We start from the raw sequence: 12,546 nt of genomic DNA, 5'->3' as shown, positions 1-12,546 counted from the left end.
GGGTTTTCTGTAACAGGGGGAGCGAGAGCGGGAGGTGGGCCAGGCTGCTGATAGGGGTCCCCCCCCCCCCCCCCCGACCCGGGCGGGCATCGTGAAAGGACCCTTAAGGGCCCCGTGTGACCCGGGACGGGCAGGTCGCCAGGGCGCCGGGAGCTGCGCGAGCGACCACCACGGACCCGGCCGGCCTCGTCGATCGCCTCCCGCGGCGACGAGGCGATGGCCCCCGACTCCCGGCCAACAACCCCGCCCCGGCCCCACATGACGAACCCCACCCTTTAGGCTGTCCTGCGTGGCAGACGTCGTGCGGATCCCGGATGCGAAGGTCGCCCTGTCCACTGCCTCCGTGTATCCGGAGTCCACGGCGACGGCCTTCGAGATCGCCGCGCGCCTCGGCTACGACGGTGTCGAGGTCATGGTCTGGACCGACCCGGTCAGCCAGGACATGGAGGCCCTGCGCCGCCTCTCCGACTACCACCAGATCCCCATCCTGGCCGTCCACGCCCCCTGTCTGCTGATCACCCAGCGGGTGTGGTCCACCGACCCCTGGGTCAAGCTCCAGCGCGCCCAGGCCGCCGCCGAGAAGCTCGGCGCGAGCACGGTCGTCGTCCACCCCCCGTTCCGCTGGCAGCGCCAGTACGCGCGCGACTTCGTCACCGGAATCTGGCGCATGGCGGGCGAGACGGACGTACGGTTCGCCGTCGAGAACATGTACCCCTGGCGCTACCGCGACCGCGAGATGCTGGCCTACGCCCCCGACTGGGACGTCACCAAGGACGACTACCGGCATTTCACGATCGACCTCAGCCACGCGGCGACCTCCCGTGTCGACGCGCTGGAGATGGTCGACCGCATGGGCGACCGCCTCGGCCACGTCCACATGGCCGACGGCAGGGGCTCGGCGAAGGACGAGCACCTCGTGCCGGGCCGCGGCACCCAGCCCTGCGCCGAACTGCTGGAAGGTCTCGCCCGCTCCGGATTCGACGGCCATGTGGTGATCGAGGTCAACACCCGCCGGGCCATGTCCGGCGCCGAACGCGAGGCCGACCTCGCCGAGGCCCTCGCCTTCACCCGGCTGCACCTCGCCTCCGCCGCGAAGGTCCCCCGCCGGTGACCGCGGCCACCCCCCGCCGCCGGGGACGGCCCCCTCGTACGGAAGCGGCCGACACCCCCGCCGCCCGCGACCGCATCCTCACCGCGGCCCGCGAGGAGTTCTCCGAGCGGGGCTACGACAAGACGTCGATACGGGGCATCGCCAAGGCGGCCGGGGTCGACTCGGCGCTCGTGCACCACTACTTCGGCACGAAGGAGCAGGTGTTCGAGGCGGCCATCACTCTCTCCTTCGCCCCGGCGATCGAGGCACCCAGAGCCGTCGAGGAGGGCCCTCTCGAAAGCGTCGGCGAACGGCTCACCCGCTTCTTCTTCGGCGTCTGGGAGAACCCCGCGACCCGTACGCCCCTGCTCGCGATCGTGCGGTCGGCCGTGAACAACGACACCGCCGCCGCCGTCTTCCGGCGGATCGTGGCCACCCAGGTGCTCCGCCGTATCGCCGGCCGGCTGGACGTCCCGGACGCGGAACTCCGGGCGGAGCTGGCGGCGGCGCAACTGGTGGGCATCGCGATGGTCCGCTATGTGATCAAGGTCGAGCCGCTGGCATCGGCGGACCCGGAGCAGATCATCAGACGAGTGGCACCCGTGGTGCAGGCCCACCTGACAGCGCCCCTGTCCTGACCGCACGCCGGTGGGGACGCCGAAAACCGAGACGCTCGTCCCGTCATCCGGACAAGGTGTCCGCCCACTGGATGACCGGCGTACGCTCGACTTCAGTCATAACTCTCCGAAGGAGCGAGGCGAGCGACGATGCCCGAGCTGAGGTCCCGCACAGTCACCCACGGCCGCAACATGGCGGGCGCCCGCGCCCTTATGCGCGCCTCCGGTGTACCGGGCGCGGACATCGGCCGCAAGCCGATCATCGCCGTCGCCAACTCCTTCACCGAGTTCGTGCCCGGCCACACCCACCTCCAGCCGGTGGGCCGGATCGTCAGCGAGGCGATCCGCGAGGCCGGCGGCATCCCCCGCGAGTTCAACACGATCGCCGTCGACGACGGCATCGCCATGGGCCACGGCGGCATGCTGTACTCCCTGCCCTCCCGCGACCTGATCGCGGACAGCGTGGAGTACATGGTCGAGGCCCACTGCGCCGACGCCCTGATCTGCATCTCCAACTGCGACAAGATCACCCCGGGCATGCTGAACGCCGCCCTGCGGCTCAACATCCCGACGGTCTTCGTCTCCGGCGGCCCCATGGAGTCCGGCCGGGCCACCCTTGTCGACGGCACGGTCCGCACGCTCGACCTGGTCGACGCGATCTCCGACGCCGTCAACGACAAGATCTCGGACGAGGACATCCTCCGTATCGAGGAGAACGCCTGTCCGACCTGCGGCTCCTGTTCCGGCATGTTCACGGCCAACTCGATGAACTGCCTGACCGAGGCCATCGGCCTGTCCCTCCCCGGCAACGGCTCGGTCCTCGCCACCCACACGGCCCGCAAGCAGCTCTACATCGACGCGGCCGCCACGGTCATGGACATCACCCGCCGCTACTACGAGCAGGACGACGAGACGGTCCTGCCGCGCTCCATCGCCTCGTTCGCGGCCTTCGAGAACGCCATGGCCCTCGACATCGCCATGGGCGGCTCCACCAACACGATCCTGCACCTGCTGGCGGCCGCTCAGGAGGCGGGCGTCCCCTTCGGCCTGAACGAGATCGACGCCGTCTCGCGCCGCGTGCCCTGCCTGTCGAAGGTCGCGCCCAACGTCGCGAAGAACCGCACGTACTACATGGAGGACGTGCACCGCGCCGGCGGCATCCCCGCCCTGCTGGGCGAGCTGCACCGCGCGGGCCTGCTCAACGAGGACGTGAACTCCGTCCACAGCCCCTCCCTCGCCGACTGGCTGAAGACCTGGGACGTGCGCGGCGGCTCCCCGTCGCCCGAGGCCGTCGAGCTGTGGCACGCCGCCCCCGGCTGTGTCCGCTCCGCCGAGGCCTTCTCCCAGTCCGAGCGCTGGGACTCCCTGGACGACGACGCCGAGAACGGCTGCATCCGCTCCGCCGAGCACGCCTACTCCAAGGACGGCGGCCTGGCCGTCCTGAAGGGCAACCTCGCGGTCGACGGCTGCGTGGTGAAGACGGCCGGCGTCGACGAGTCGATCTGGACGTTCGAGGGCCCGGCGGTCGTCTGCGAGTCGCAGGAGGAGGCCGTCCAGAAGATCCTCACCCAGCAGGTCAAGGAGGGCGATGTCGTCGTCATCCGCTACGAGGGCCCCAAGGGCGGTCCCGGCATGCAGGAGATGCTCTACCCGACCTCGTACCTGAAGGGCCGCGGCCTCGGCAAGTCCTGCGCCCTGATCACCGACGGCCGTTTCTCCGGCGGTACGTCCGGCCTGTCCATCGGCCACGCCTCGCCCGAGGCGGCCGGCGGCGGCACCATCGCCCTCGTCGAGGACGGCGACCGCATCCGCATCGACATCCCCAACCGTACGATCGAGCTCCTCGTCGACGACGCCGAACTGGCCCGCCGCGAGCAGGCCCTGAACGGCGTCTACGCCCCCAAGAACCGCGAGCGCAAGGTCTCCGCCGCGCTGAAGGCGTACGCCGCGATGGCCACCAGCGCCGACAAGGGCGCGGTGCGCGACGTCTCCAAGCTGGGCTGACCCCACTGCGTCGAGGGCCGCTGCCGGGAGGGGACCCCGGGGCGGCCCTCGGTGTGTCCGGGTGCGCGTTCGACGGGGGAGGGCGCCCGGCAGCCATGGAGGCCCGGGGCTACCAGCCCGCCGGATCGTCCGCGTCGACCCCGAACACCGTGCCGTCGGGCGCGCCCGCGCAGACGCGTCCCTTGACGACGACCGGCTCGGGCAGCGCGGCCACGACCCGGTCGGTGTCGCCGAGCCGCGGGGGAGTCTCCCCGGTGAGCCGGCCCCCGCGGGCGTCGAGCGCCAGCAGCCGCCCGTCGGCGGTGGTGAAGTACACGTGCCGGCCGTCGGCCACGGGCGCCGAGCCCCGCGCCACCCCGGTCTCGGCCCGCCACAGCTGCTTGCCCGCCTTCATGTCGACGGCCACGAGCGAACCGCCGGTGCCCAGCAGATAGACGAAGTCACCGCGTACCACCGCACGGGCCTGCTCCAGCCGTACGGGCAGCGTGACCCGGTCCGTCGCCCCGGTCGCCGAGTCGTGGCGGACGACGCCGACCGTGTCGCCGTACACCCCGCCGCCGGCCACCAGGAAGAGGGCGCCGCCACGTGCCCCCACCGGCTTCAGATCACCGTCCAGCCGCGCGTCCCACACCACGTCCCCGCTCTTGGGATCCACCGCCGTGACCCGCGTCCGCGCCCCCGCGCCCTCCCCGGTGACGCTCGCCACGTAGGCCGGCCCGTCCCCCTCGAACGAGGTGAAGTACGCCTCCCGCTGCCCGGGGACGGCCCGGCTCCACAGCGTGTCGCCGCTCGCGCCGTCCAGGCCGGTGACCGTGCCGTCGGCGGAGGTCAGCAGGAGCACACCGCCCGCGAACCGCCGGCCGCTGTACGCGGTCAGGTCCCGTTCCCAGCGGACCTCGCCGGTCGCCGGATCGAGGGCCTGCGACCGCCCGCCGGCGTCGGTCGAGACGTGCACCAGACCGCCCGACACGACGGGCGGCTCACTGATGCCCCCGGTGACGGAATGCCGCCACAGCACCCGGCCGTCGGCCGGGTCCAACGCCGACACCAGCCCCGGCTGCGCGCACACCAGCTTCCCCGCCCCGTACGAGCACTGCGGCGCCCCGGCCTTCTTCGGCGCCGGCTCCGTCGCCCAGGGTTCGAGCGCGGGGGCGGCGGCCACCGTGGCCCGAGGCGTGGCCTCACCACCGCCGCCCGCACCAGCGCCGTCCCCGAGCAGCCGCACCGAGCCGAAGATGCCGCCCGCGGCCAGCACCAGCGCGGTCGCGACCACGACGGCCCGTCTGCGCAGTCGGCTCCGCTCGGCCGAGGTCCCCGTGGCGTCCGCCGGGCCGCCGCCGGTCTCCCGGCCGCCGGCGTCGGCCGCGGCCGTACCGTCCCGGCCCGCCGATCCCTCGGCGGCCCCGGAATCCCGCGCTGAGCGCTCCCCGCCCGCCCCCGAACCCTGCTCCCGTTGCGCCGGTATGAACGCCTGGGTGTCGTACGAGGCCGCCACGGACCGCAGACGGTGCATCAACTCGTCCGCCGTGGGCCGGTCCTCGGGCTCCTTGGCGAGGCAGGCCCGCACGAGCGGGGCGAGCTTCTCCGGTACGCCGGTGAGGTCCGGCTCGTCGTGGACCACCTGGTAGGCGACGACATACGGGCTGTCGGAGTCGAAGGGTCCGCGCCCGGTCGCCGCGTGCACGGTCACCGAGCCGAGGGCGAAGATGTCGGCGGCGGGCCCGACCTCCCGCGGCCGCCGGAACTGCTCCGGGGCCATGAAGGGTGGCGTGCCTATCAACTTGCCGGTCTCGGTGCGCAGTTCGCTGTCTTTCGGCCGGGAGATGCCGAAGTCGATGACTTTGGGCCCGTCCTCGGCGAGGAGCACGTTGCTGGGCTTGAGATCGCGGTGCACCACGCCCGCCCGGTGGATGTCCCGCAACGCCTCGGCGAGCCCCGCCATCAGCCGGCGCAACTGCCCCGGCGCCATGGGCCCGTTCCGCTTCACATGCTCGGCGAGTGTCGGACCGGGAATGAAGAGGGTGGCCATCCAGGGGCGGGCACTGTCGGTGTCGGCGTCGACGACCGGCGCCGTGAAGGCACCGCTCACCCGTCGTGCCGCGGCGACCTCCTGCCTGAACCGCCCTCTGAACTCGGGGTCCTTGGCGAACTCGGCGTGCACCACCTTCACCGCGAGCCGCAGTCCGGAGGTCGAGGTGGCCAGATGGACGACCCCCATGCCACCGGAGCCCAGGCTGGACTCCAGGCGGTACTGACCGGCGTACTCGGGAAGTTCCGCTTCCGCTCCCGAACCGGTGTCCCGCTGTGGCGTCATGGGCACACCCCCCGTGCTGTTCCGGCCGCTCGCGCGACGCACGGAGCCTAGTCGATGACACGTACGAGACAGAGGCGGCTTGCTGGCCTCCGGGAACCAAGAAGGCGCAGGTGTGCGTGTCTTGATTCAAGGGGTATCAAAGGGTCCCCATGGCTGTCATGGGGTGAAACGGGGGGAGTTTCCGCATGTCCATCGACCACGTCGAAGAGATCACGGGCGACGGCGAGGAGGAGCGGACGGCCACGGCCGCCGCGACGGCGTCCGTCCGCTACTACTCGGTCGCCCCGGGAGTCCGCCTCAACGTCCGCAGCGGCCCGAGCACCAGCTACAGCATCGTCCGCGTCCTCGCCGAGGGCGCCAAGGTCCCGATCTTCTGCCAGACCCCGGGCCAGACCATCTCCGGCCCCTACGGCACCACCAACATCTGGGACAACATCGGCGACGGCGACTACATCTCCGACGCCTACGTCTACACCGGCGCCGACGGCTACGTGGCCGGCCGCTGCGGCTGACCCGGCCAGGGCAACCGGTACGAGAGCAAGCGCCCCCGCCCGCGGGCCGGGCGGGGGCGCTCCCGCGTGGGGCGCGGCCATAATCGATCCGTGAGCGACAAGCAGACCGGAACCGGCGCGAAGCCGCGGCCCTCCCAGGCCCCCGCGGCCACCGAGGCCCCCACGACGCCCAAGGGTCCCCTCCCCGAACCCATCCGCTTCTTCGGGACGACCTGGCTGAACCACGACGGCAACTACACCGCCCGCCGCGTGGCCGTCTCCCTCGGCTCACTCGCCGCCGTCGCGGCCTCCTGCCTCGTCCTGCGCCTCGCCTACGAGGGCCTTGAACTCGCGGCAGTGGGCGGCTTCGTCTCGATCACGGTCGTCGTCATGTTCGCCGTGTGCAGCGCCCTGGCCTTCGGCCACACCTGGGGCTCGTTCACCCGGCGCCCCGACCCGGCCCGCCAGTCCTCCCTGCGCGGCCTGCTCACCATCGGCTTCACAGGCTCCCTCGCCGCCTACTTCCTCCGCTCCCTCAAGGAAGCCCCCGGCGAGTCCCTCCACCGCCACACCTACGAAACCGCGCGGGCCCAGTACATCCGCCGCACCACCAAACGAACGGGCAACCCGGCCAAGCGCCGCCCACGCGGCTGAGCCGAGAGGAACACCCCTCACACGCCCTCTCCCCAGCCCACCCGCGGACCACGACCATGTCCCCATGGCCACCCCCCAATCTCCCTCCCACACCTCCCGAGCCCACTCCTTCAACAGGGCCGCCGCCCAGTACGCGGCGAGCCGCCCCTCGTATCCCCCCGCCCTCCTCCCCGCCGTCGAGCAGCTGGCCGGCCGTCCGTTGTCCCGCTCGACCACCGTCGACGTGGGCGCCGGCACCGGCATCTCCACCGCGCTCCTCCACGCCCACGGAGCCCACGTCCTCGCGGTCGAACCCGGCCCCGGCATGGCAGCCCAGTTCCGCCGTACCCACCCCCACATCCCGCTCGTCCGCGCCGACGGCAACGCCCTCCCTCTCGCCGCCGCCTCCGTCGACTTCCTCACCTACGCCCAGTCCTGGCACTGGACCGACCCCACCCGCTCGGTCCCGGAGGCCCTTCGCGTACTGCGGCCCGGCGGCGCTCTCGCCCTGTGGTGGAACACCGACGCCCTCGACATCCCCTGGATCGCCGACGCCGCCACCCGTGTCCGCCGCTTCCTCGGCCTGAACGCCGACCTCCCCATGGAGCAGAGCGGCACCACCGGCGCCCCCGCCGCCCTGGAAGCCACCGCCGGCCAGCTGGACTGCGCCCGCCGCCGCATCCGGTGGAGCCGCCGGGTCTCCCTGGACACCCACCTCGCCAACATCGCGAGCCACTCGGGCTTCCTGATCCGGGACGAGGCAACCAGAAACACCTTCCTCGCCGAGGAGCGAGCCCACCTCCGCGCCCTCTTCCCCCGGGAACAGATCGAAGAGGTCTACGACGTGGACCTCCTGGTGGCCACCCACCCCTGACCCCCGGCAGCCCACCCCTCCGTACGCCTACCGGTCACCGCCGGTCGCCCGCCCCGCGCCCCGCCCGTCCGCCCCGGCTCGCCGCATCGCGACGCACCCCTCCCCGCCCGTCCGCCCCGGCTCGCCGCATCGCGACGCACCCCTCCCCGCCCGTCCGCCCCGGCTCGCCGCATCGCGACGCACCCCTCCCCGCCCAGCCCGGCGCCTTGACGGCCGAACTCACCCGGAGCATTATTCATCGCATGATGAATTACTCGCCCGGGAAGCCGGCACCCCCGCCCCCCAACCCCGGGACAAGCACCCCGAGCAACCCGGCCCCGCCGCTCGCTCCCGCCATCCACGCCGAGAACCTCACCGTCACCCGAGGTCCTCGCACAGTCCTCCGCAACCTCGACTTCGCGGTCCCGCCCGGCCAGATCACCGGTCTCCTCGGCCCCTCCGGCTGCGGCAAGTCGACCCTGATGCGCTCGATCGTCGGCACCCAGGACAAGGTCACCGGCACCCTCCAGGTCCTGGGCCACCCCGCGGGCGCCCCCACCCTCCGCTCCCGCATCGGCTATGTCACCCAGGCGCCCTCCGTCTACGACGATCTGACCGTCCGCCAGAACCTCGACTACTTCGCCGCGATCCTCGACCCCGGCCGCGCCGCCGCCGACCGCCGCCACGACAACGTCACCCGGGCGATCGCCGACGTGGACCTCACCAGCCACGCCGACGCCCTCGCCGGCAACCTCTCCGGTGGCCAGCGCAGTCGCGTCTCCCTGGCCGTCGCCCTCCTCGGCACCCCCGAACTCCTGGTCCTCGACGAACCCACGGTCGGCCTGGACCCCGTCCTCCGCCGAGACCTCTGGGACCTCTTCCACACCATCGCCGCCGAGCGCCGGGCCACCCTCCTGATCTCGTCCCATGTCATGGACGAGGCCGAGCGCTGCCACCGTCTCCTCCTGATGCGCGAGGGCGAGATCCTCGCCGACGACACCCCCGAGGCCCTCCGCGCCCGCACCCACGCCGAAACGGTCGAAGCGGCCTTCCTGCACCTGGTCGACGAGGCCGCCGCGACAGCTTCACCACAGAAGGAGCCGAACCGATGACCACCACGTCGCCCACCCCGAACGCACCCCGCGGCACCACCGCGGCCACACCCGCACCCCGCCCGAGGGCACTCAACTACTTCCGTACGACGGCGACAGCCCGCCGAGTCCTCCGCCAACTCGGACACGATCCCCGCACGATCGCTCTCATGCTCCTGGTCCCGTGCGTGATGCTGTTCCTGCTGCGCTATGTCTTCGACGGCAGCCCACGGGTCTTCGACTCCATCGGCGCCTCACTCCTCGGTATCTTCCCGCTGATCACCATGTTCCTGGTGACCTCCATCGCCACCCTGCGCGAGCGCACCTCCGGCACCCTCGAACGCCTCCTCGCCATGCCCCTCGGCAAGGGCGACCTCATCGCCGGCTACGCGCTCGCCTTCGGCACCCTGGCGATCATCCAGTCCGCCCTCGCCACCGGCCTGGCCGTCTGGTTCCTCGACCTGGATGTCACCGGCTCCCCCTGGCTCCTGCTCCTCGTCGCCCTCCTCGACGCACTCCTCGGCACCGCCCTCGGTCTCTTCGTGTCGGCCTTCGCCTCCTCCGAATTCCAGGCCGTCCAGTTCATGCCGGCCGTGATCTTCCCCCAACTCCTCCTCTGCGGCCTGTTCACCGCCCGAGCCGACATGCACCCCGCCCTCGAAGCGATCTCCGACGTCCTCCCCATGTCCTATGCCGTCGACGGCATGAACGAAGTCCTCCTGCACACCGACATGACCGCGGCCTTCGTCCGCGACGTCTCGATCGTCGCCGGCTGCGCCCTGCTGGTCCTGGCCCTGGGAGCGGCGACCCTGAGGCGCCGGACGAGGTAAACGGCCGTTCCAGCTGCCCGCGCCCCGCATCCCGCCCACCGGACACGTCACCCGAACCCGCAGCCCCGGTGCGAGGATGGCCCCAGGACGACGCACCCCCGGAGGGCACCCGCACCATGACCCAGAAAGTCGCAGTCCTCGGCACCGGAAAGATCGGCGAGGCCCTGCTCAGCGGCATGATCCGAGCCGGCTGGGACCCCACGGACCTCCTGGTCACCGCCCGCCGCGCCGAACGCGCCGAGGAACTCCGCACCCGCTACGGCGTCACCCCGGTCACCAACGCGGAGGCCGCGAAGACAGCCGACACCCTGATCCTGACGGTCAAGCCCCAGGACATGGCGACCCTCCTCGACGAACTCGCCCCGCACACCCCCGCCGACCGCCTGGTCATCAGCGGCGCGGCAGGCATCCCCACCTCCTTCTTCGAGGAGCGGCTGGCACCGGGCACTCCTGTCGTCCGTGTCATGACGAACACGCCCGCCCTCGTCGACGAGGCCATGTCCGTCATCTCCGCCGGCAGCCACGCGAGCGAGGCCGATCTCGCGCACGCCGAAGAGATCTTCGGTGCCGTAGGCAAGACCCTCCGCGTCCCCGAGTCCCAACAGGACGCCTGCACCGCGCTCTCCGGCTCGGGCCCGGCGTACTTCTTCTACTTGGTCGAAGCCATGACCGACGCGGGCATCCTCCTCGGCCTGCCCCGCGACAAGGCCCACGACCTCATCGTCCAGTCCGCCATCGGCGCGGCCACGATGCTCCGCGACAGCGGCGAACACCCCGTCAAGCTCCGCGAGAACGTCACCTCCCCGGCAGGCACCACCATCAGCGCCATCCGCGAACTCGAGAACCACGGCGTACGCGCCGCGTTGATCGCAGCGCTGGAAGCCGCCCGCGACCGCAGCCGTGAGCTGGCCTCCGGCAACAACAGCTGACCGAGACAGCGGACCTCAGCCGCAGCGCCGGGGGCGGGACCGGGCCGTCACACCCCCGGCGCAGCGGTCAGCCGGCCAACAGTCCGATGGCGCGGTACGCGGCGTCCACCCTCGGCCGAGCCATCCCTCTGGCCTTTTCGGCACCCGTCCGCAGTACCGCTTCCACATACGCAGGATCCGCGCACAACTCCTTGTGCCTCTGCTGTACGGGCCTGAGGAGCTCGACCACGGCCTCCGCTGTGTCCTTCTTCAAAGCTCCGTACGACTCGTATGCACCGCTCAGGTCCTCGGGGTTCCCGCCTTCACAGGCAGCGAGGATCTCCAGCAGATTGGCGAGCCCCGGCCGCGCCACCCGGTCGTAGACGACCTCGCGCCCGCTGTCCGTCACGGCCCGCATGATCTTCTTCCGCACCACGTCCGGCTCGTCCAGCAGATAGACGATGCCCGGCCCCACGTCGTCCGTCTTCCCCATCTTCGACGTCGGCTCCTGCAGATTCATGACCCGGGCCCCCACCTTGGGATGTGTCGCCCGAGGCACCACGAACGCCTGTCCGTACCGCTGGTTGAACCGCACGGCCAGGTCCCGCGCCAGCTCCACATGCTGTGTCTGGTCGTCCCCGACCGGCACCTCGTCCGTCCCGTACGCCAGGATGTCCGCCGCCATCAGCACCGGGTACGTCAGCAGCGACAGCCGGACACTCCCACCCCGGTCCCGTTCACGCGCGGCCTTCTCCTTGTACTGGATCATCCGCCGCATCTCTCCGTCGGTGGCCACGCACTCCAGCACGTACGACAGCCGCGCGTGCTCGTCGACCCGACTCTGCACGAAGACCGTGCACAGCTCCGGATCCAGGCCGGACGCCAGCAACAAGGTCGCCGCCTGCCGGCTGAGTCTGCGCACCCGTGCCGGATCGTGGTCCACGGTCAGCGCGTGCATGTCGACCACACAGAACAGCGCGTCCGTCCGGTGCTGATCGACGTCGGCCCACCGCCGTACGGCCCCCAGGTAGTTCCCCAGCGTCAGGTGCCCGGTCGGCTTGATCCCGCTGAAGACCCGCGTCATCTCTCATCCTCCTGGTCAGGGCCGCCGCAACCGGTCGGCCGCTCCCTGGAGGGAGATACGAGAACGGCCGCCGGGGGCGGCGGCCGTCGAGTGCGTACGTGAGCGCGGCCGCCGTCAGGCGGCCCACCACTGGTGACACGTACGCGTAGTCATGGAGGTCAGGCTACGCGCCGGGAGTACGTCCTGCAGCGAGTTGACACACCCTGGGCCCGTCCGTAGTGTTCTCCGGGTTGTCCGACGTGAGCGCCGACCCCGGTCGGTCCCCGGACAGCCATTCCGCAGGTAAACACCAACAATCGGCGATCCGTCGTCGTGCCATTGGCGTGCATATTTGCAGGATGAGGAATCCGCGTTCGAAAGGACGCAGCCCCGATTAGCTCGGGAGCCCGGAATCCGCTAAAGTCTCACTCGTCGGAACGGCCCAACAGCCGTGAAGACAAACCCCGCTGACTGGGAATCAGGCCCGAAAGGATCTGATAGAGTCGGAACCGCCGGAAAGGGAAACGCGAAAGCGAGAACCTGGAAAGCACCGAGGAAATCGGATCGGAAAAAGATCTGATAGAGTCGGAAACGCAAGACCGAAGGGAAGCGCCCGGAGGAAAGCCCGAGAAGATACTCGGGTGAGTACAAA

At 71.2% G+C, this 12,546-nt stretch carries 11 protein-coding genes; 9 read left to right on the top strand and 2 right to left on the bottom strand.

All coding sequences use genetic code 11. The features are described from left to right. Positions 1-289 precede the first annotated feature (289 nt). From ACZ43N_RS14860 to ilvD, 3 genes are all read left to right on the top strand, one after another. Entirely contained in the window at positions 290-1,111 is an 822-nt protein-coding gene (locus ACZ43N_RS14860) for a sugar phosphate isomerase/epimerase family protein (RefSeq protein WP_468097725.1), read from the top strand. Continuing rightward, positions 1,108-1,728, top strand: a complete 621-nt coding sequence (locus tag ACZ43N_RS14855; RefSeq protein WP_468097724.1) for a TetR/AcrR family transcriptional regulator — start codon at positions 1,108-1,110, stop codon at positions 1,726-1,728. The genes ACZ43N_RS14860 and ACZ43N_RS14855 overlap by 4 nt, the downstream gene beginning before the upstream one ends. Before the next feature lie 129 nt (positions 1,729-1,857). Continuing rightward, positions 1,858-3,711, top strand: a complete 1,854-nt coding sequence (ilvD, locus tag ACZ43N_RS14850) for a dihydroxy-acid dehydratase (RefSeq protein ID WP_468097723.1) — start codon at positions 1,858-1,860, stop codon at positions 3,709-3,711. 109 nt (positions 3,712-3,820) lie between these two features. On the opposite strand, the gene ACZ43N_RS14845 is transcribed toward ilvD, so the two are convergent. Further along, a complete protein-coding gene (locus ACZ43N_RS14845) occupies positions 3,821-6,025 on the bottom strand; it encodes a serine/threonine-protein kinase (RefSeq protein ID WP_468097721.1) in 2,205 nt (734 codons plus the stop codon). A gap of 185 nt (positions 6,026-6,210) precedes the next feature. Between ACZ43N_RS14845 and ACZ43N_RS14840 the strand changes: the two genes are divergently transcribed. The 6 genes from ACZ43N_RS14840 (at position 6,211) to proC (ending at position 10,852) form a co-directional block, all read left to right on the top strand. Further along, positions 6,211-6,537 carry an SH3 domain-containing protein gene (locus ACZ43N_RS14840; RefSeq protein ID WP_468097720.1) on the top strand — a complete coding sequence of 109 codons (327 nt, stop codon included), beginning with the start codon at positions 6,211-6,213 and terminating at the stop codon, positions 6,535-6,537. 90 nt (positions 6,538-6,627) lie between these two features. Then, a complete protein-coding gene (locus ACZ43N_RS14835; protein WP_468097719.1) occupies positions 6,628-7,170 on the top strand; it encodes an EamA/RhaT family transporter in 543 nt (180 codons plus the stop codon). Positions 7,171-7,234: 64 nt separating this feature from the next. Beyond that, positions 7,235-8,023: a class I SAM-dependent methyltransferase gene (locus ACZ43N_RS14830; protein WP_468097718.1), complete on the top strand. Its 789-nt coding sequence runs from the start codon at positions 7,235-7,237 to the stop codon at positions 8,021-8,023. A gap of 242 nt (positions 8,024-8,265) precedes the next feature. Next, on the top strand, positions 8,266-9,114 hold the full coding sequence (locus ACZ43N_RS14825; protein ID WP_468097716.1) for an ABC transporter ATP-binding protein: 849 nt from the start codon (positions 8,266-8,268) through the stop codon (positions 9,112-9,114). Next, positions 9,111-9,923, top strand: a complete 813-nt coding sequence (locus tag ACZ43N_RS14820; protein WP_468097715.1) for an ABC transporter permease — start codon at positions 9,111-9,113, stop codon at positions 9,921-9,923. Before ACZ43N_RS14825 ends, ACZ43N_RS14820 begins: the two co-directional genes overlap by 4 nt. 116 nt (positions 9,924-10,039) lie before the next feature. Next, complete coding sequence (proC, locus tag ACZ43N_RS14815) at positions 10,040-10,852, top strand: pyrroline-5-carboxylate reductase (RefSeq protein WP_468097713.1); 813 nt, start codon at positions 10,040-10,042, stop codon at positions 10,850-10,852. Between the two features lie 67 nt (positions 10,853-10,919). Here proC and trpS read toward each other — a convergent pair whose 3' ends face one another. Continuing rightward, entirely contained in the window at positions 10,920-11,915 is a 996-nt protein-coding gene (gene trpS / locus ACZ43N_RS14810; protein ID WP_468097711.1) for a tryptophan--tRNA ligase, read from the bottom strand. Positions 11,916-12,546 lie beyond the last annotated feature (631 nt).

It is taken from the genome of Streptomyces sp. NPDC030814, assembly GCF_055572155.1.
This window is presented reverse-complemented; position numbering and strand designations above follow the sequence as displayed.

Coding starts and splice junctions, on each gene's coding strand:
- ilvD (WP_468097723.1), top strand. CDS start 1,858: ATGCCCGAGCTGAGGTCCCGCACAGTCACCCACGGCCGCAACATGGCG.
- ACZ43N_RS14845 (WP_468097721.1), bottom strand. CDS start 6,025: ATGACGCCACAGCGGGACACCGGTTCGGGAGCGGAAGCGGAACTTCCC.
- trpS (WP_468097711.1), bottom strand. CDS start 11,915: ATGACGCGGGTCTTCAGCGGGATCAAGCCGACCGGGCACCTGACGCTG.
- ACZ43N_RS14830 (WP_468097718.1), top strand. CDS start 7,235: ATGGCCACCCCCCAATCTCCCTCCCACACCTCCCGAGCCCACTCCTTC.
- ACZ43N_RS14825 (WP_468097716.1), top strand. CDS start 8,266: ATGATGAATTACTCGCCCGGGAAGCCGGCACCCCCGCCCCCCAACCCC.
- ACZ43N_RS14820 (WP_468097715.1), top strand. CDS start 9,111: ATGACCACCACGTCGCCCACCCCGAACGCACCCCGCGGCACCACCGCG.
- ACZ43N_RS14840 (WP_468097720.1), top strand. CDS start 6,211: ATGTCCATCGACCACGTCGAAGAGATCACGGGCGACGGCGAGGAGGAG.
- proC (WP_468097713.1), top strand. CDS start 10,040: ATGACCCAGAAAGTCGCAGTCCTCGGCACCGGAAAGATCGGCGAGGCC.